At 64.3% G+C, this 17,823-nt stretch carries 15 protein-coding genes; 12 read left to right on the top strand and 3 right to left on the bottom strand.

The genetic code is table 11. The annotated features are described in order from the left end of the window. The first annotated feature begins 51 nt into the window (after positions 1-51). The 7 genes from NKJ75_RS08830 (at position 52) to NKJ75_RS08800 (ending at position 6,876) form a co-directional block, all read left to right on the top strand. A complete protein-coding gene (locus NKJ75_RS08830; protein ID WP_023670175.1) occupies positions 52-717 on the top strand; it encodes a response regulator transcription factor in 666 nt (221 codons plus the stop codon). Next, entirely contained in the window at positions 701-2,119 is a 1,419-nt protein-coding gene (locus NKJ75_RS08825) for an ATP-binding protein (RefSeq protein WP_023702189.1), read from the top strand. Before NKJ75_RS08830 ends, NKJ75_RS08825 begins: the two co-directional genes overlap by 17 nt. A 174-nt stretch (positions 2,120-2,293) precedes the next feature. Continuing rightward, on the top strand, positions 2,294-2,737 hold the full coding sequence (locus NKJ75_RS08820) for an RT0821/Lpp0805 family surface protein (RefSeq protein WP_023687241.1): 444 nt from the start codon (positions 2,294-2,296) through the stop codon (positions 2,735-2,737). Positions 2,738-2,822: 85 nt separating this feature from the next. Next, a complete protein-coding gene (gene ccmI / locus NKJ75_RS08815; RefSeq protein ID WP_352499568.1) occupies positions 2,823-3,977 on the top strand; it encodes a c-type cytochrome biogenesis protein CcmI in 1,155 nt (384 codons plus the stop codon). A gap of 3 nt (positions 3,978-3,980) precedes the next feature. Then, entirely contained in the window at positions 3,981-4,424 is a 444-nt protein-coding gene (gene ccmE, locus NKJ75_RS08810; protein WP_023670179.1) for a cytochrome c maturation protein CcmE, read from the top strand. After that, a complete protein-coding gene (locus tag NKJ75_RS08805) occupies positions 4,424-6,415 on the top strand; it encodes a heme lyase CcmF/NrfE family subunit (RefSeq protein ID WP_352499567.1) in 1,992 nt (663 codons plus the stop codon). Before ccmE ends, NKJ75_RS08805 begins: the two co-directional genes overlap by 1 nt. Next, the gene (locus NKJ75_RS08800) at positions 6,412-6,876 is read left to right on the top strand and encodes a cytochrome c-type biogenesis protein (protein ID WP_023670181.1); all 465 of its coding nucleotides are present in this window, start codon (positions 6,412-6,414) and stop codon (positions 6,874-6,876) included. Before NKJ75_RS08805 ends, NKJ75_RS08800 begins: the two co-directional genes overlap by 4 nt. Here NKJ75_RS08800 and NKJ75_RS08795 read toward each other — a convergent pair. Further along, the gene (locus NKJ75_RS08795) at positions 6,873-7,181 is read right to left on the bottom strand and encodes a type II toxin-antitoxin system RelE/ParE family toxin (RefSeq protein WP_023670182.1); all 309 of its coding nucleotides are present in this window, start codon (positions 7,179-7,181) and stop codon (positions 6,873-6,875) included. The genes NKJ75_RS08800 and NKJ75_RS08795 overlap by 4 nt on opposite strands. Further along, positions 7,178-7,447, bottom strand: a complete 270-nt coding sequence (locus NKJ75_RS08790; RefSeq protein WP_023670183.1) for a CopG family ribbon-helix-helix protein — start codon at positions 7,445-7,447, stop codon at positions 7,178-7,180. Before NKJ75_RS08790 ends, NKJ75_RS08795 begins: the two co-directional genes overlap by 4 nt. Positions 7,448-7,638: 191 nt before the next feature. Here NKJ75_RS08790 and NKJ75_RS08785 point away from each other — a divergent pair, with 191 nt between their 5' ends. The 5 genes from NKJ75_RS08785 (at position 7,639) to NKJ75_RS08765 (ending at position 15,208) form a co-directional block, all read left to right on the top strand. Beyond that, positions 7,639-9,192 (top strand): Do family serine endopeptidase, encoded by a 1,554-nt coding sequence (locus tag NKJ75_RS08785; RefSeq protein WP_023752740.1) that lies wholly within the window; start codon positions 7,639-7,641, stop codon positions 9,190-9,192. A 254-nt stretch (positions 9,193-9,446) separates the two neighbouring features. Then, the gene (locus NKJ75_RS08780) at positions 9,447-10,121 is read left to right on the top strand and encodes a response regulator transcription factor (RefSeq protein WP_023670185.1); all 675 of its coding nucleotides are present in this window, start codon (positions 9,447-9,449) and stop codon (positions 10,119-10,121) included. A gap of 107 nt (positions 10,122-10,228) precedes the next feature. Continuing rightward, positions 10,229-11,704: a sensor histidine kinase gene (locus tag NKJ75_RS08775; protein ID WP_023698585.1), complete on the top strand. Its 1,476-nt coding sequence runs from the start codon at positions 10,229-10,231 to the stop codon at positions 11,702-11,704. Further along, positions 11,704-14,670, top strand: coding sequence for a bifunctional [glutamine synthetase] adenylyltransferase/[glutamine synthetase]-adenylyl-L-tyrosine phosphorylase (locus NKJ75_RS08770; protein WP_031355726.1), 2,967 nt, complete (start codon positions 11,704-11,706; stop codon positions 14,668-14,670). Before NKJ75_RS08775 ends, NKJ75_RS08770 begins: the two co-directional genes overlap by 1 nt. A gap of 64 nt (positions 14,671-14,734) precedes the next feature. Then, positions 14,735-15,208: an EF-hand domain-containing protein gene (locus tag NKJ75_RS08765; protein ID WP_023702181.1), complete on the top strand. Its 474-nt coding sequence runs from the start codon at positions 14,735-14,737 to the stop codon at positions 15,206-15,208. Between the two features lie 103 nt (positions 15,209-15,311). On the opposite strand, the gene NKJ75_RS08760 is transcribed toward NKJ75_RS08765, so the two are convergent. Continuing rightward, on the bottom strand, positions 15,312-17,633 hold the full coding sequence (locus tag NKJ75_RS08760; RefSeq protein ID WP_023670189.1) for a PAS domain-containing sensor histidine kinase: 2,322 nt from the start codon (positions 17,631-17,633) through the stop codon (positions 15,312-15,314). Positions 17,634-17,823: the final 190 nt, after the last annotated feature.

Below are 17,823 nucleotides of genomic sequence, written 5' to 3'. Positions count from 1 at the left end.
CAGACCACCGGAATCGGCCTATAGCTGACCCATCAACAGGCCTGACCGATCATGCGCGTACTCGTCGTCGAAGATGACAAGGATCTCAACCGGCAACTGGCCGACGCGCTGGTCGATGCCGGCTATGTCGTCGACCGCTCCTATGACGGCGAGGAGGGGCATTTCCTCGGCGACACCGAGCCCTACGATGCCGTCGTGCTCGACATAGGCCTGCCGCAGATGGACGGCATCAGCGTCGTCGAGCGCTGGCGCCGCAACGGCCGCAAGATGCCGGTGCTGATCCTGACAGCGCGCGACCGCTGGAGCGACAAGGTGTCGGGCATCGATGCCGGCGCCGACGACTATGTCACCAAGCCGTTCCACATCGAGGAGGTGCTGGCCAGGGTGAGGGCGCTGATCCGCCGCGCCGCCGGCCATGCCTCGTCCGAGCTCACTTGCGGGCCGCTGCGCCTCGACACCAAGGCCTCCAAGGCCGATGTCAACGGCGTGCCGCTGAAGCTGACCTCGCATGAGTTCCGCCTGCTGGCGTATCTGATGCACCATATGGGCGAGGTGGTGTCGCGCACCGAGCTGGTCGAGCATCTCTACGACCAGGATTTCGACCGCGATTCCAACACCATCGAGGTCTTTGTCGGCCGGCTGCGCAAGAAGATGGGCATCGACATGATCGAAACCGTGCGCGGCATGGGCTATCGCATGCGTGAGCCGGAGGCGTAAGGCGGAACCGCTCCCCATACCAGCAAGGAAGCCTTTTTCGGCGCGGCTCTGGCCGCGCTCGCTGGCCTTCCGCGTCATCGGCTTTTCCACGATCTGGGCGATCCTCACCCTGATTGTCATCTTCACTCTGATCACCACGCTCTACCGCCAGGCCAGCGAGCGCGGCTTCGACAGCCTGCTGTCGGCGCATCTGTTCAATCTGATCGGCTCGGTCGGCGTTTCCGAATCCGGCCAGCTCACCGGTGCTCCCGACCTTGGCGACCTGCGCTTCTCGGAGCCGAATTCGGGCTGGTACTGGTCGGTGGAGCCGGCTTCCGAAGGTGTGCACGGCAACCTTCATTCGTCCTCGATGACCACGACGATCCCGTCGCCGACCGTCGCCGAGGTGCCGTTCAATTCGAGCTTCCAGCGCAGCTACTCCACCGACGGTATCGGCGACGAGCAGCTCGAAGTGTTCGAGAGCGAATTCGTGCTCGACGCCAAGAACCGCGCCGCGCGCTTCCGCGTAATGGGCAACAAGACCGAGCTCGAACAGGAGATCGCCACCTTCCAGGGCCGATTGCTGACCTATCTCAGCCTGTTCGGCGTCGGCATGATCGCCATCAATGCGATCGCTATCCTGCTCGGCCTCCAGCCCTTGCGCCGGGTTCGCAACGCGCTTGCCCAGGTGCGCGAAGGCACGGCGCAGCGGCTCGATGGCCGGTTTCCCGCCGAGATCGAGCCGCTCGCCAACGAAACCAATGCGCTGATCGAAAACAACAAGCGCATCGTCGAGCGCTCGCGTACGCAGGTCGGCAACCTTGCCCATTCGCTGAAGACGCCGCTCGCCGTGCTGATCAATGAGGGCCGGGCTCTCGGCGGCGCCAAGGGCCAGCTCATCGCCGACCAGGCGGCGTCGATGCAGAAACAGGTCGACCACTACCTGCAGCGGGCACGGGTCGCGGCGCAGCGCGACAGCGTCGTCTACCGCACGCCGGTGACGCCGCTGGTGCAGCGCATGGTGCGCGTGCTGCAAAAACTCAAGCCTGATGTCAGCCTGTCGCTTACGCTGCCGGCGGCCGACATCGTCTTTGCTGGCGAGCGCGAGGATTTGGAGGAACTGCTCGGCAACCTTCTCGACAATGCGATGAAATGGGCGAAGAGCACTGTTGCCGTATCCGTCACGCCGGCCGCAGCCGGCCTGTTCGAGCTATCGATCGAGGATGACGGTCCCGGCATCCCCGAGGACAAGGCCCGCGATGTCTTGAAACGCGGCCGGCGCCTCGACGAGACAAAGCCGGGAACCGGGCTCGGACTTGCCATCGTTGCCGACCTCGTCAACGAGTATGGCGGGGCGCTGGCGCTGGAACGCTCCACAATGGGCGGGCTGAAGGCGGTTGTGCGCTTGCGGAGCTTGCAATGATGTACTGCCCAGGGCCAATCGACACGGCCGAATGCCTGTGTTATGGCGGCCCCTCGATTGCGCAAAAGCCGTTAAGAACGGCCAAATTTCCGACAAATATCAATAGTATGACGTCCTGACGCCCCCGATGACGCGGCCCCCAGCGCATCCCGTTCAAGAAAACCGGTTGTTGGCATGAAGATTCGCGTTGCGCTCGTTTCCGCACTGCTCGCTCTTTCCGGCTGCGGAACGCTGGGCAAGGGCAGTGGCCCGGATATCTCCATCACCAACCCGCCCGCGTCGCCTCCTTCAGGGGCCAAAGTCGCGACGACGATCATCTCGGCCATGGCCGGCGGGCTCGTCGGCGGATCGATCGGCAGCGGCCTGAACAGCACCGAGAAGCGCAAGGCGCTCGAGGCGGAATACAAGGCGCTCGAATATACGGCGAGCGGCCAGAAGGTGACGTGGAAGAGCGACAGTTCGGCTCATTCCGGCGAAGTCGTCGCGGCCCAGCCCTACCGCGTCGGCTCGCAGGATTGCCGCCAGTACACCCATACGGTGTTTACCGGCACGGCCGGCCAGACCGCGCGGGGCACCGCATGCCGCAACGCCGACGGCAGCTGGACGCCGCTGACCTGAACATTGGGCCGGGGTCGGAATCCCGTCAAAGCGTCGCAGCACCCTCATGTTGTGAGAGCAGGGCTCTCGCTCTATTGGAAGAACCATGCTGTTCTGGGTCATAGCCGCAATCCTCACGCTGGGCGCAAGCCTGGCGGTGCTGCTGCCGCTGACCAGTGGCGGCAAGGACGCTCCGACCAGCAGCGACCACGACCTCGAAGTCTATCGCGACCAACTGGCCGAGCTTGAGCGTGACGCCGCGCGCGGGCTGATCCAGCCGGCGGAAGCCGAGGAGGCGCGCGCCGAAATCGCCCGCCGCATCCTTCGCCTGGGAGATGTTGGTCAAGCCAATGTCGGTCAAGCCGATGCGCCTGGCACGCGGCAGCCGTCAAAGGCGGCAAGGCTGGTGGCAACGGCTGCGGTACTGGCGGTCCCTCTGCTCAGCTGGGGCCTTTACAGCCAGCTCGGCTCGCCGGATCTGCCGTCGCAGCCGCTTGCCGAACGGCTGGCCAAGAATCCGGCCGATAGTTCGGTCGACGAGTTGGTGGCGCGCGCCGAGGCCCATCTTGCCGCCAACCCTGGCGATGGACGCGGCTGGGACGTGCTCGCCCCGATCTATCTGCGCCTGCAGCGCTTTCCCGATGCCGTGACCGCCTATCGCAATGCCATCCGCCTCGATGGCGACACGGCTGCCCGCGAGGCCGGTCTCGGCGAAGCGATCGCCAATGCGGCCGGCGGCATCGTTTCGGCCGATGCGCAATACGCTTTCGAACAGGCGCTAAAACTCGACCCGGGAAACGCGAAAGCCTCGTTCTATTTGGCGATGGCGCTGGCCCAGGAAGGCCACATACCCGAGGCAACCACGGCTTGGCAGAAAATGCTCGATTCCCTGCCGCAGGATTCGCCATGGCGCGGAGCTGTCCAACAGGCACTGGCCGAGGCCGCCAACCGCAGCGTCGCGTCAGGAGAGCCCGCCAAAGGCCCCGACGCCGCAGCCGTCGATGCCGCCTCGTCGATGGCGCCGCAGGACAGGCAGGCCATGATCGAAACCATGGTCGCCGGCCTCGACGAAAAATTGCGGCAAAATCCGCGCGACACGGAAGGATGGATGCGGCTCATTCGTTCCTATGTTGTGCTGGGCAAGGCCGACCAGGCGCGCGACGCGCTGCATCGCGGTATTGTCGTGTTTGGCGCCGACAGTGAGGAAGCGAAGAAATTCACCGCCTTTGCCGCCTCGCTCGGCCTGACGGCGACGGAGTAGGACATGACGCGCAAGCAGAAGCGATTGTCGGTTATTGTCGGAGGTCTTGCCTTCCTCGGCGCCGCCACCGGGCTGACCTTCTATGCGTTGGGCCAGAAGGCCTCCTATTTCTATATGCCCGCCGATCTGACCACCGCCAGCTTGCAGCCGGGACAGCGCATCAGGCTCGGCGGCCTCGTCGAAAAGGGCACGGTCGTGCGCGGGCAGGGCGCGACGGTTGCGTTCTCGGTCACCGACACGCACAAATCGGTCAAGGTCAGCTATACCGGCATCCTGCCCGATCTGTTCCGCGAGGAGCAGGGCGTCATCACCGAAGGCAGCTTTGGCGCCGACGGCGTTTTCGTCGCCGACAGCGTGCTGGCCAAGCATGACGAGCGCTACATGCCCAAGGAAGTCGCTGACGGGCTGAAGGCCAAGGGCGTGTGGCAAGAGAGCAAGAGCCAGTAATGGTTGAGACCGGACACTTCGCGCTCGTCCTCGCCTTTGTGCTGTCGCTGGTGCAGACGCTGGTGCCGCTGATCGGCGCCCGTACCGGCAACCAGAGGCTGATGGCTGTCGGCGGTCCCGTCACGGTCACCGGCTTCGCGCTCACGGCGCTATCGTTCGCAGCACTCGCCGGCGCCTATGCAAGTTCCGATTTCTCGGTGGCGAGCGTGTGGGAAAACTCGCATTCGCTGCAGCCGCTGATCTACAAGATCACCGGAACCTGGGGCAATCACGAAGGCTCGATGCTGCTCTGGGTGCTGATCCTGACCTTCTTCGGTGCGCTGGTCGCCGTCTTCGGCTCCAATTTGCCGGCGACGCTGCGCGCCAATGTGCTGGCCGTGCAAGGGGCGATCGGCGCCACCTTCTTCCTGTTCATCCTGGCGACATCCAATCCGTTCACCCGGCTCAATCCGGCGCCGATCGAGGGCCGCGATCTCAACCCGGTCCTGCAGGATCTTGGCCTCGCCATCCATCCGCCGCTGCTCTATCTCGGCTATGTCGGGTTCTCCATCTGCTTTTCCTTCTCGGTCGCCGCCCTCATCGAAGGCCGCATCGATGCCTCCTGGGCGCGCTGGGTGCGGCCGTGGACGCTGGTCGCCTGGATGTTCCTCACCGGCGGCATCGCGATGGGCTCCTACTGGGCCTACTACGAGCTCGGCTGGGGCGGCTTCTGGTTCTGGGATCCGGTCGAAAACGCCTCCTTTATGCCGTGGCTGGCCGGCACGGCTCTTCTGCATTCGGCGATCGTCATGGAGAAGCGTTCGGCGCTCAAGATCTGGACGCTGCTGCTTGCCATCCTCACCTTCTCGCTGTCGCTGCTCGGCACCTTCCTGGTGCGCTCCGGCGTGTTGACCTCGGTGCATGCTTTCGCCACCGATCCGACCCGCGGCATCTTCATCCTGTGCATTTTGACGCTGTTCATCGGCGGCTCGCTGGCCCTGTTTGCGCTGCGCGCCTCGCGGCTGACGGCCGGCGGCCTGTTCCACCCGATCTCGCGCGAAGGCGCGCTTGTCCTCAACAATCTGTTCCTGACCACGGCCACGGCCACCGTGCTGGTCGGCACGCTCTATCCGCTGGCGGTCGAAGCGCTTTCGGCCGGCAAGATCTCAGTCGGCCCCCCCTTCTTCAACCTGACATTCGGCCCGCTGATGGTGCCGCTGCTGGTCGTGGTTCCTTTCGGACCATTGCTCGCCTGGAAGCGCGGTGACCTCTATGCCGTCGCCCAGCGCCTGATGGCGGCTTTCGGCGCCGCTCTCCTGGCGATGCTGGTCACCGGGCTGTTCATCGACGGCGCGTCGGTGTTCGCCGCCCTTGGTGTCGGCCTCGCCTGCTGGCTGGTCTGCGGCGCGCTCACCGACCTCGCCGTCAAGTCCGGCTTTGGCAATGTGTCGCACGCCATCATGCTGCGCCGTTTCGCCGGCCTGCCGCGTTCGGTGTTCGGCACTGCACTTGCCCATCTCGGCCTCGGGCTGACGACGCTCGGCATTGTCGGCACGCTGTGCTTCGGCACCGAAAGGATACTGTCGATGCATGCCGGCGAGAGCGTCGAACTCTCCGGCCACACGCTGCGTTTCGACGGCCTCTTCCCGGCGCAGGGTCCGAACTACAGCGAGCAGCGCGGCCGCTTTTCCCTGATCGGCGCCGATGGCGGCGTTTCAGCCGAAATCACCTCGGCCAAGCGCTTCTTTCCGGTGCGGCAGACGACGACGACCGAATCCGGCATCGAGACGATCGGCTTCAGCCAGCTCTATCTGTCGCTGGGCGATGAAGGCACCGATGGATCCGTCGTGGTGCGCCTGTGGTGGAAGCCGCTGGTGACGCTGATCTGGGGCGGAGCTCTGGTGATGATGGCGGGAGCCGCAATGTCGCTGCTCGACCGTCGCCTGCGGGTTGGCGCACCCTCGCGCCGCCGCAAGCAGGCAGCCTCCATGCCGTCGGCAGGCGCGCCGTGAGCACCAGGTTCTCGTTGGCCTCGCTCACCCTGCTTCTGGCGCTGCTGTTTGCCGGCGCGGCGCAAGCGGTGAAACCGGACGAGGTTCTCACCGATCCGGCGCTCGAGGCGAGGGCGCGGCTACTGTCGGAAGGCCTGCGCTGCATGGTCTGCCAGAACCAGTCCATCGACGAATCCGATGCAGACCTCGCCCGCGACCTGCGCATCCTGGTGCGCCAGCGCCTGGTTGCCGGCGATACCGACCAGCAGGTGATGGACTATATCGTGTCGCGCTACGGCGAGTTCGTGCTGTTGAAGCCGCGCTTCAGCCCGCGCAACGCCTTGCTTTGGGGCACGCCGGTGCTTCTGCTTCTGGTCGGCGGCATTTTCATTGTGCTGACCACACGCTCCCGCCGCTCGTTGGCAACCAAGGCGCTGAGCGCCGAGGAACAGGCGGCGCTGGACAAGATGCTGAGCGACTAGCTCGGCCATTCCTCCAAAGGCCAGTCCCGCGACGTGTGGATGGCGCGCAGGATAACAATGCTCTGACGGCCGGCGATCAGGCGCAATTCATAGGCAATGATGTAGGGCAGGCGGCCGATGGGCTTCTCATAAGTGCCTGTTACCCGGCCAGGTCGGCCCGTCGCCATATCACCAAGGCCCCGGCCCATTTCACGGATACGGTCCGCGAGGCGTCGGGCGGCGGCAGGATTGTCCTGAGCGATAAAGGCAACTTGCTGCGTGAGATCGTCCAGCGCTTCTCGCGACCAGGTGACGAACCGCTTCACGCCTTGCCTGCGCGCCTAGCTTTCGCTGCTTCGATCACCGCGTCGACCTCCGCCATGGCGTCGTCGTGGGGCACGACGCGGCCAGCCTCTGCGTCGGCCATGCCACGTTTTATGCCTTCGATGATATCCAGCTCGCGATCGACATAGGCTGAGACCGCCTCGGCGGCGAGGAACGATTTACTACGCCTGGTATCGGTAGCGATCTGCTCCAGCTTCAGCTTGGTCTCGGACGAGACTCGAATGGTCATGGTGGTGCTTGCTGTCATTGTGAAAGCCTTGTGCTGAGTTGTGTACACCATAGGGCAGCAGGCGAGCGCAACCAAGCGATTTGTGCGACCGCCCAACATTACAAAACTTTCATGCACCGGAAATGGCGCCGTAATGTGCGCCTCTCTATTTCTCTTGTCCGAGGATGCTCTGCCTGAGCCGCATCCAGTGAAAAGAGGATACGAGACCCATGACTATCGCCCCCAACCCATATTCCCGCACCCGCAAGCGCCTGTTGGCCGCCGCCGCTTCGCTGGCCATTGCCGGCGGCATCGGTTTCGGCGCCGTTGCCACTGGTACAGCTCCCGTTCTGGCCGATGCCGTGCGGGTCGAAGCGCCGCAGGTACCGGGCTTTGCCGATGTCGTTGAGCGCGTTTCGCCGGCCGTGGTCAGCGTCAAGGTCAAGGCCAAGATCGAGCCTGCCGCCGATGACGGCTCCGACCAGTCCGACGATCCGGACGGCATGAACAACCTGCCCGACAATCCGCAGCTGCGCCAGTTCTTCAAGCAATTCCGCGGCTTTGGTGATCAGAACGGCCATGACGGCGGCAATCGTCGCTTCAGCCACCGCGACCATAACAACGACCAGCCGCGTCCGGTGGCGCAGGGTTCTGGCTTCTTCATCTCCGATGACGGCTATCTCGTCACCAACAACCATGTCGTCGAGGAAGGCTCCGCCTTCACAGTGGTAATGAATGACGGCAAGGAGCTTGACGCCAAGCTGATCGGCACCGATCCGCGCACCGATCTGGCGGTGCTCAAGGTCGATGGCGTCGGCAAGTTCACCTATGTCGATTTCGCCGACGATTCCAAGGTTCGCGTCGGCGACTGGGTGGTGGCCGTCGGCAATCCGTTCGGCCTCGGCGGCACCGTCACCGCCGGCATCGTCTCGGCTCGTGGCCGTGATATCGGCGCCGGTCCCTACGACGACTTCATCCAGATCGACGCCTCGGTCAACCGCGGCAATTCGGGCGGCCCGACCTTCAACCTCAACGGCCAGGTCGTCGGCATCAACACCGCGATCTTCTCGCCGTCGGGCGGAAGCGTCGGCATCGCCTTCGACATTCCGGCCTCGACCGCCAAGCAGGTGGTGCAGGATCTGATGAAGAGCGGCTCGGTGCAGCGTGGCTGGCTCGGCGTCGAAATCCAGCCGGTTACATCGGACATAGCCGAATCGCTGGGCCTGAAGTCGCAGAACGGGGCTCTGGTTTCGGGCGCCCAGGACGGTGGCCCCGGCAAGAAGGCCGGCATCACCGCCGGTGACGTGATCACCCAGGTCGAAGGCAAGGACGTCGCATCGCCGAAGGAACTGGCTCGTCTGATCGGCGCCTACCCACCCGGCAAGTCGGTCGACGTCACGGTGTGGCGCGACGGCAAGAGCCAGACCATCAAGGTCGATCTCGGCACGCTGCCATCCACTGACAAGCAGGCCTCGGCCGACCCGCAGCAGCCCGCGGCACCGGCAAAGCCCGCCGCGCTGGCCGATCTCGGCCTCACCGTCACCAAGTCGGAAAACGGCAAGGGCCTGGTGGTGACCGATGTCGATCCCGACAGCGATGCCGCCGACCGCGGCATCCAGCCCGGCGATGTCATCACCTCGGTCAACTCGACGGAGGTGAACGGCACCGAAGACGTCGCCAAGGCGATGGCCGATGCGGTCAAGTCCGGCCGCAAGGCGGTGCTGATGCAGATCACCCGCGACGATTCAAACCGCTTCGTCGCGCTGCCAGTCGCCAAAGGCTGACATCACACAGTTTCCAGTGCGGCGGTTTCAACACCCCCGAGCCGCCGCACGGGAAGCAAGGGGCCGAACGCGTTAGTCAGTCATCGTGTTCTGCCCCCGGCGGCAGCGGGCCCCCATCGCCCGCTGCCGCTCTAACAGCGAAGCATGTCGCCCAAAAGTGCACGGCGGTTTTGGCAAAACGACATGCTTGAACGAAAGCTTTTGCGCTCATGGCGGCCCCTCAATCTTCCGGCGAAATCGCGTATAACGGCTCTATGAAGATTCTCGTCATAGAAGACGATCGCGAGGCGGCCGACTATATGCAGAAGGCCTTTGCCGAGGCTGGGCACACCGCCCATGTCGCCGGCGACGGCGAAACCGGCTTTGCGCTGGCCGATGCCGGCGACTATGACGTGATGGTCGTCGACCGCATGATGCCACGCCGCGACGGGCTCTCCGTCATTGCCGGCCTGCGCTCGCGCGGCAACACCACGCCGGTGCTGATCCTGTCGGCGCTGGGCGAAGTCGATGACCGCGTCACCGGTCTGCGCGCCGGCGGGGACGACTATCTGACCAAGCCCTATGCCTTTTCCGAATTGCTCGCCCGCGTCGAGGTGCTGAACCGCCGCGCCAGCGCCAGGGAGGCCGAAACCGTCTACCGGGTCGGCGATCTCGAGCTTGACCGGCTGTCCCATTCGGTCAAGCGCGCGGCGCGCGAGATCACGCTGCAGCCGCGCGAATTCCGCCTGCTCGAATATCTGATGCGCCATGCCGGCCAGGTGGTGACGCGCACCATGCTGCTCGAAAATGTCTGGGACTATCATTTCGATCCGCAGACCAACGTCATCGACGTTCACGTCTCGCGCCTGCGTGGCAAGATCGAGAAGGGTTTCGACAAGCCGATCCTGCATACGGTTCGCGGCGCCGGCTATATGCTGAAGAGCGGCTAGAGCATGATCCCAAAAAGTGGGTACCGGTTTTTGGAGAAGATCATGCTCCAACAAAGGGGTAGGTCATGGTGAGATTTCAGCCAAATCTCATCATGAGCTAGAACTCGATGGCCCTTTCCCTGCCGGCCATCATGAGGACGACGGCGGCGCGGCTTTCAGCGCTTTATTTCCTGCTTTTCGCGCTATGTGCCGTGTTGCTGGTCTTCTACATGACGTCGTTGTCGGCCCGCATGCTGACCGGCCAGACCCAGCAGACCATCAATGACGAGGTGCTCGGCCTCGCCCGTGCCTATCAGAGCGGCGGCCTGCCGCGGCTGGTGCGCGTCGTCGAGCAGCGCTCGCGCCAGCCCGGCGCCAACCTCTATCTCATTGCCGACGTCAACGGCCAGATCCTCACCGGCAACGTGCAGAGCCTGGCACCGGGGGTGCTCGAGACCGATGGCTGGACGACCGAACCCTTCTCCTATCGCCGTTTCGGCGAAGGTGAGCTCGAACGGCAGCGCAACCAGGCTGCCGACCCGAACGGCGCGCAGCCCGGCGAGACCGAAATTCCGTCCGAGGGCGAGAAGGGCCACAACGCCATCGCGCTGGTGCTGCGGCTGCCCAACCAGATGATCATGCTTGTCGGCCGCGATCTCGGCGAACCCGAGCGCTTCCGCGCCGTCGTTCGCCGCGCCCTGATGCTGGCGCTGGGCATGATGGGACTGGGCGGGCTGCTGATCTGGTTCCTTGTCGGCCGCGCCGCGCTGAAGCGCATCGACAGCGTCTCGGAGGCAAGCCGCCGCATCATGGGCGGCGATCTCACGGGACGGCTGCCGGTGACCGGCGCCGGCGATGAGTTCGACCGCCTGTCGGAAAACCTCAACACCATGCTGGCCAGGATAGCGACGCTCAACGAAGGGCTGAAGCAGGTCTCCGACAACATCGCCCATGATTTGAAGACGCCGCTGACCAGACTGCGCAACCGCGCTGAGGCGACACTTTCGGGCAAGCACAAGACCACCGACTACCGGCAGGCGCTGGAAGGCACCATCGCCGAATCCGACCAGCTGATAAAAACCTTCAACGCCATCCTGATGATCTCCAGGCTGGAGGCCGGCTATTCCTCGGAGAGCACCAGCAAGGTCGATCTCGCCGCCGCGGTGCATGACGTTGTCGAGCTTTATGAGCCGGTGGCGGAGGAGGCTGGCGTGGTGCTTGAAACTGCCGCGAACGGGAATATTTCCGTCGATGGCAACCGCGAGCTGATCGGCCAGGCACTGTCGAACATCGTCGACAACGCCATCAAATACTCGACCGATGCGACGGAAAAGCCTGCCGTGCGCGTAGCCCTGCAGCGCGTCGGTCACGAAATCCGCCTTTCCGTTTCCGACAATGGCCATGGCATCCCCGACGATGCCGACCGCGCCAGGGCGACCGAGCGCTTCGTGCGGCTGGAAAAGAGCCGCTCGCAGCCGGGATCCGGTCTTGGCCTCAGCCTCGCCAAGGCGATCATGACTTTTCACAATGGCCGGCTTGAACTTCTGCCTGCCAATCCCGGATTGTCCGTTATCATGAGCTTCCCGGCGCGGGAGGACCATTGATGGCGGTGAGGATGGCTGCGAAACGGATCGAGACCGAATGGCGCCTGCAACTGGCGGCGCAGCTCGCGCCGCTGGATGAGGCCCGCGCCCGGCGTGAACTGTCGGAGATCGCTGGCGATGCCAAGGACGAGAACCTGCCGCGGCTGGCGAAATTCCTAGGAGGCAAGGGCACCGCACAGGAGTTTCTCGCTGCCGTCTTCGATCTCTCGCCCTTCCTCCGCGATGTTGCGCGCCGCCGGCCGCGATTCCTCGACGCGCTGTTCGATGGCAGTGTCGAGGCTCGGCTGCTCGCCATCGCCGAAGCGATCGGCAAGGCCGCCTTTTCCGAGACCGTTTCCGAATCCAGCCTGATGATGGAACTCAGGCAGTGGAAGGGTGAAGCTCACTTCCTGATCGCACTTGCAGACCTCTCCGGCGAGGCCGATGCCGCGCTGACGGTAAGGCGCCTCAGCAATCTCGCCGATGCCTGCACCTGCGCGGCGGTCGACTTCCTGCTGCGCGAGGCGCACAGCCAAGGCAAGCTCAAATTGCCCGATCCCGAAAATCCGTCACGGCAATCCGGCTGGATCGTGCTCGGCATGGGCAAGCTTGGCGCGCATGAACTGAATTTCTCCTCCGACATCGACCTCGTCGTCTTCTTCGATCCGGATGCGCCGGCGATCGTCGATCCGCTCGACGCCACAGAGCTGTTTGCGCGCCTGACCCGCAGGCTGGTCCGCATCCTGCAGGACCGCACCGGGCACGGCTATGTCTTCCGCACCGATTTGAGGCTTCGTCCCGATCCAGGCTCGACGCCGCTGGCGATCCCGGTCGAGGGAGCACTTCGCTACTATGAGGCGCGCGGCCAGAACTGGGAGCGCGCCGCCATGATCAAGGCGCGTCCCGTGGCCGGCGATCTCGATGCCGGGGACGCGTTCCTGCGGGAATTGCAGCCCTATGTCTGGCGCAAATACATGGACTATGCGGCGATCGCCGACGTTCATTCGATCAAGCGCCAGATCCATGCCCACAAGGGTCATGGCGAGATCGCGGTCAAAGGACACAACGTCAAGCTCGGCCGCGGCGGCATTCGCGAAATCGAATTCTTCGTCCAGACCCAGCAACTGATCGCCGGCGGCCGTTTTCCGGAGCTGCGCGGCCGCGAGACTGTGCCGATGCTGGGTGCGCTGGCGGCGCGCAACTGGATCACCGCCGATGCACGCGACGCGCTCACGCAGCAATATTGGTTTCTGCGCGGCGTGGAACACGCCATCCAGATGGTCGCCGACGAGCAGACGCATATTCTGCCCGACGATGATGAAGGGCTGGAACGCATCGCCCATATGCTGGGCTTTGCCGATGCCGCCAGATTTGCCGAAACCTTTCGCGCGGCTTTGCATGAGGTCGAGCGCCATTACGCCGCGCTGTTCGAGACCGCGCCTGAATTGTCGGCCGGCGTCGGCAATCTGGTCTTCACCGGCGATGTCGACGATCCCGACACGCTGCAGACCTTGCATGGCCTTGGCTTCCAGCGGCCAAGCGACATCTGCCGCGTCATTCGGGGCTGGCATTTCGGCCGCTATCGCGCCACCCAGTCGGCGGAAGCGCGCGAGCGGCTGACCGAACTGACGCCGGCGCTGCTCAAAGCCTTCGGCCAGACGCGCCGGGCCGACGAGGCGCTGGTTCGCTTCGATGAATTCCTCGCCGGCCTGCCCGCCGGCATCCAGCTGTTTTCGCTGCTGCAGTCGAATCCCGCTCTGCTGAAGCTTATGGCGACGATCATGGGCGCCGCGCCTCGGCTGGCGGCAATCATCACAAGGCGCCCGCATGTCTTCGACGGTCTGCTCGACCCGGCGCTGCTCACCGAACTGCCCAACCGCGCCTATCTCTCAGCGCGGTTGGCCGCTTTCATCGATGGCGACAGGCCCTACGAGGATGTGCTTGACCGGCTGCGCATCTTTGCCTCCGAGCAGAAATTCCTGATCGGTGTCAGGCTGCTCGCCGGCTCGATCGACGCGGCGCGCGCCGGCCGCGCCTTTTCCGATCTCGCCGACCTCACCATCGACGCCGCATTGCAGGCGGTGACCACCGAATTCGCGCTGCGTCATGGCCGCATCGCCGGCGGCACCGTGTCGCTGCTCGGCATGGGCAAACTCGGCAGCCGCGAGCTCACCGCCGGCTCCGATGTTGACCTCATTCTGCTCTACGACCACGACGCGGATGCCGACGAGTCCGAAGGCGACAAGCCGCTCGCACCATCGCACTACTATACCAGGATGACGCAGCGGCTGATCGCGGCTGTCTCGGCGCCGACCGCCGAAGGCGTTCTCTACGAGCTCGACCTGCGCTTGCGGCCATCCGGCAACAAGGGGCCGGTGGCCACCCACATCGATGCCTTCAAGAAATACCAGCGCCAGGAGGCCTGGACCTGGGAGCACATGGCGCTGGCCCGGGGGCGCGCCATCGGCGGCGACGCGGCCCTTTGCGCCGAGGTCGAGGCCGAGGTGGCGGCACTTCTGGCCTTGCCGCGCGACGCCGCCAAGGTGAGGGCGGAGGCATCCGAGATGCGCGCGCTGATCGAGAAGGAAAAATCGCCGCGCGATCTCTGGGACATCAAGCTCATCTCCGGCGGCCTCATCGACCTCGAATTCATCGCGCAGGTGGCGGTTATAACCGGGCAGGTCGAAGCCGGCCGCAGGGTGACCGCGACCGGCGAAATCCTGGCGCATCTGTCGCCGGATTTCGCCGAGGCTGACGTCAGGCAGCAGCTTTGCGAAGCCTACCAACTCTATCTGGCGCTGACCCAGATGACGCGGCTTTGCCTCACCGGTGCATTCGAACGCGATGACGTTCCGCCGGGATTGTCGGATCTGCTTCTGGCGGTGACTGACCTGCCGGATTTCGGTGTGCTGGAAGCACATCTCAAGGAAACGTCGCAAAAGGTCAGAAAGGATTTCAACCTTTTGCTTCGTACGAAACGGTCGTGAGGGCGTGAAGCGTTGGCGGCTGTTTCGGATCGCATCGGGGGTGACGATGCAACAGGAGATACCCATGAGAAAGACAACCGGACTTGCCCTTGCCTTTGTCGCGCTTGCCGGCGCCGTTGGCACCACCGCCTATGCCGAGAACAATGCCAGCGCCAGAATGCGCGAGGGCGCGATGATGCGCCTCGACAAGGCGATGAAGGATTCCAACGGCACCATCAGCTTCGACCAGTTTTCCGACGCCATGAACGCGCGGCTGAAGAAGCTGGTCGCCGATAATGGCGGCAAGCTGACAGTCGCCCAGCTCGCTGACGCGCTGGAGAAGGCGCGGTTCGAGGAAATGGCCAAGCGCATAGTTGCCCGCTACGACAGCAAGGGCGACGGCACGCTGACCACGGACGACATCACCGGGCGCGAGAAGAAGGTGTTCGCCATGCTCGACCGCAACAATGACGGCAAGATCGAGCGCAACGAACTCCCAAAGAAAGGCCGCATGGGCCGCCACCACCAATGGGACGGCGGCGACGACAGCATGGAGTGAGTGGTGATTGTGGCTCCGGCGGCGAAGCCGCCGGAGTCCTTACATGACCGCGCCTACTCAGTCCTTGAACGCAGCGGAGAGCACCGCTGGCATTGGCGGGCCGTCAGGCCGCCGCCTTCACCGCCGGTTGCGCCTTCTTCACCGGGATGCGCACCGACACGATCGTGCCGACGCCTTCGGTCGAGCGGATTTTCAGCGCTCCTCCTTGCAACTCGGCCAGCGAGCGCGAGATGGCAAGGCCGAGGCCGGAACCGGCGTGGTTCTTCGAAAACTGGTTCTGCACCTGTTCGAAGGGGCGGCCAAGCTTGCTCAGTGCCTCCTTCGGAATGCCGCAGCCATTGTCCTCGATGGTCAGCACCAGCGCGCCTGACGTGTTGCGGGCGCGCACCGAGATATGGCCGCCCTGACCGGTGAACTTCACCGCATTCGACAGCAGATTGATGGCGATCTGCTTGATCGCCCGGCGGTCGGCGAACAGCGTCATCGTGTCGGCGATGCGGGTTTCGACCGTGATCGATTTCTCCGCCGCCTGCAGCGAGATCACCCGCACCGTCTCGCGGATCAGCGGGCAGAGATCGATTTCCTCGCGGTCCACCGAGAATTGGCCGGCTTCGATCTTCGACATATCGAGTATGTCGTTGATGACGCCGAGCAGATATTTGCCGCTGCCGTTGATGTCGTTGGCATATTCCTCGTAGCGCGGCGAACCGAGCGGCCCGAACAGGCCTTGTTCCATCAGTTCGGAGAACCCGATGATGGCGTTGAGCGGCGTGCGCAGCTCGTGCGACATGTTGGCTAGGAATTCGGATTTGGCCCGATTGGCGGCCTCGGCGCGCTCGGTTTCCTTCATATATTCGCGGTTGAGCTCGACCAGTTCCTTGGCGCGCTCTTCCTCGGCCCGGCGGGCGAGGCTGAGGTCGTGGATGGTCGCCATCAGCCGGCGCTCGCTGTCGACCAGCTTTTCCTGGTGCAGCTTGATCTGGGTGATGTCGGAGCCGACGGAGACCGTGCCGCCGTCCCGGGTCCTCAGTTCGTTGACCTGCAGCCAGCGGCCGTCGGAGAGCTGCCGCTCGAAGGTTGCGCCCCCTTGCGGCCCGTTGGTGTTGGCCAGCCGCCGTTCAGAGGCGAAGGCCAGCATGCGCTCTTCAAGCACGGCGCGCGCAGCGCCCGGCATGACGTCGCGGTCCGACAGGCCGTTGTCCTTCTGGTATTTGGAATTGCACATGATCAGGCGCTGGGCGGCATCCCACAGCACGAAGGATTCGTTGATGTTTTCGATCGCGGTCCGCAGGCGCAGGTCGGCCGCCTCCGAGCGCAGCGCCAGATGCCGCTGCTCGGTGACGTCGACGGCAATGCCGATCAGCTGGATCTCAGGCGCTTCCGGGTCGATCACCTGGGCCCTGGCGCGCATCCACACCCACTGGCCGTCGGCGTGACGCATCCGGAACACCTGGTCGATATGGTCGATCTCGCGCTCGACGATTTTGTTGGCGAGCTCGAACAGGTCGCCGTCCTCAGGGTGGATGATGTCGTCGACCTCGCCGAACGACAGCATCGAGTTGCAGGGCTCGTAGCCCAGCATGTCGTACATCGAGCGCGACCAGTACATCTTGCCGCGCACCATGTCCCAGTCCCACAGGCCGCAGCGACCGCGAACCAGCGCCATGTCGATGCGCTGATGGGCTTCGAGATAGATGCGGTCGGCTGTCTGGGCGCGCGATGCCTGGCCGAAATAGGCGTAGAGGATGATGATCAGCACGCCGGCTGTCAGCACAAACAGCGTGACGTTGAGCGAGACGGTCTTGCGCCAGTTGTCGAACACCGCTTCCTGCGGCACCAGCACGGCGGCGGCGTTCTTGCGGTCCCGGGTCAGGCTCACCGCCGCGTACCAGTCCTGGCCGCCGATGCTGACATCCATGACCCCGGCGCGGTCGCCGAACATGAACAGCGGCTGGCCGTCCAGCACCAGGCTGTCCAGCGATCGCCCTTGCCAGCCGGTCGACAGCGGCGACACGGCAATGATCTTGAAGGCGCTGTCGGTGATCACAAGCACATGGCTTCTGCCCATGGCGCCCTGGCGGCTCGTGCTTTCCAGAAGATCAATTGCACCGCTGGATGCCGCGGTCGGGTCGGCCGAGATTGCGTTCGCCATCTGGCCGGCGGCGAGACCTAGCACCGCCTTGCCGTCGCGCTCGGCCTCGTCGCGCTCGTTCATCAGCGACAGCACGCGCAGTGCGGCGATGACGATCAGGAAGATGATGATGAGAGCCGGTATCGAACGGCGCAGAAGGGGTTCGGCAGCCAGGAGCCGCCGGTAGGCTGGTTCAGCGATGAGCCGCGTATTGCCGGCGAGGCCGTCGCCTCGCGCCTTGCGCCGCTCAAAAGCCGTCCCTTCGGGCGCGCCCCACGCGTCCGCCTTGGCCATAAATGGCACTCCCCGAATTTCCGTACGCTTGACGATCCGGCAACACCGCACATCCGAATCGTCTGTAAAGAATCAAAGGTGATTCGCCTTGTCCAGAGGCGCGGCCGAAAAACATTAAAAATTGATTGAAATAACGCTGAAATCCCTCCCCTTGAGGGGAGGGTGGCCCGAAGGGCCGGGTGGGGTCCTC

This window comes from Mesorhizobium sp. M0058, assembly GCF_040323095.1.
Lineage (GTDB): Bacteria > Pseudomonadota > Alphaproteobacteria > Rhizobiales > Rhizobiaceae > Mesorhizobium.
This window is presented reverse-complemented; position numbering and strand designations above follow the sequence as displayed.

What these genes read in the sequence shown, in the direction of transcription:
- NKJ75_RS08830 (WP_023670175.1), top strand. Translation starts at nt 52, where the DNA reads ATGCGCGTACTCGTCGTCGAAGATGACAAGGATCTCAACCGGCAACTG.
- NKJ75_RS08820 (WP_023687241.1), top strand. Translation starts at nt 2,294, where the DNA reads ATGAAGATTCGCGTTGCGCTCGTTTCCGCACTGCTCGCTCTTTCCGGC.
- ccmI (WP_352499568.1), top strand. Translation starts at nt 2,823, where the DNA reads ATGCTGTTCTGGGTCATAGCCGCAATCCTCACGCTGGGCGCAAGCCTG.
- ccmE (WP_023670179.1), top strand. Translation starts at nt 3,981, where the DNA reads ATGACGCGCAAGCAGAAGCGATTGTCGGTTATTGTCGGAGGTCTTGCC.
- NKJ75_RS08805 (WP_352499567.1), top strand. Translation starts at nt 4,424, where the DNA reads ATGGTTGAGACCGGACACTTCGCGCTCGTCCTCGCCTTTGTGCTGTCG.
- NKJ75_RS08790 (WP_023670183.1), bottom strand. Translation starts at nt 7,447, where the DNA reads ATGACAGCAAGCACCACCATGACCATTCGAGTCTCGTCCGAGACCAAG.
- NKJ75_RS08785 (WP_023752740.1), top strand. Translation starts at nt 7,639, where the DNA reads ATGACTATCGCCCCCAACCCATATTCCCGCACCCGCAAGCGCCTGTTG.
- NKJ75_RS08780 (WP_023670185.1), top strand. Translation starts at nt 9,447, where the DNA reads ATGAAGATTCTCGTCATAGAAGACGATCGCGAGGCGGCCGACTATATG.
- NKJ75_RS08775 (WP_023698585.1), top strand. Translation starts at nt 10,229, where the DNA reads ATGGCCCTTTCCCTGCCGGCCATCATGAGGACGACGGCGGCGCGGCTT.
- NKJ75_RS08770 (WP_031355726.1), top strand. Translation starts at nt 11,704, where the DNA reads ATGGCGGTGAGGATGGCTGCGAAACGGATCGAGACCGAATGGCGCCTG.
- NKJ75_RS08765 (WP_023702181.1), top strand. Translation starts at nt 14,735, where the DNA reads ATGAGAAAGACAACCGGACTTGCCCTTGCCTTTGTCGCGCTTGCCGGC.
- NKJ75_RS08760 (WP_023670189.1), bottom strand. Translation starts at nt 17,633, where the DNA reads ATGGCCAAGGCGGACGCGTGGGGCGCGCCCGAAGGGACGGCTTTTGAG.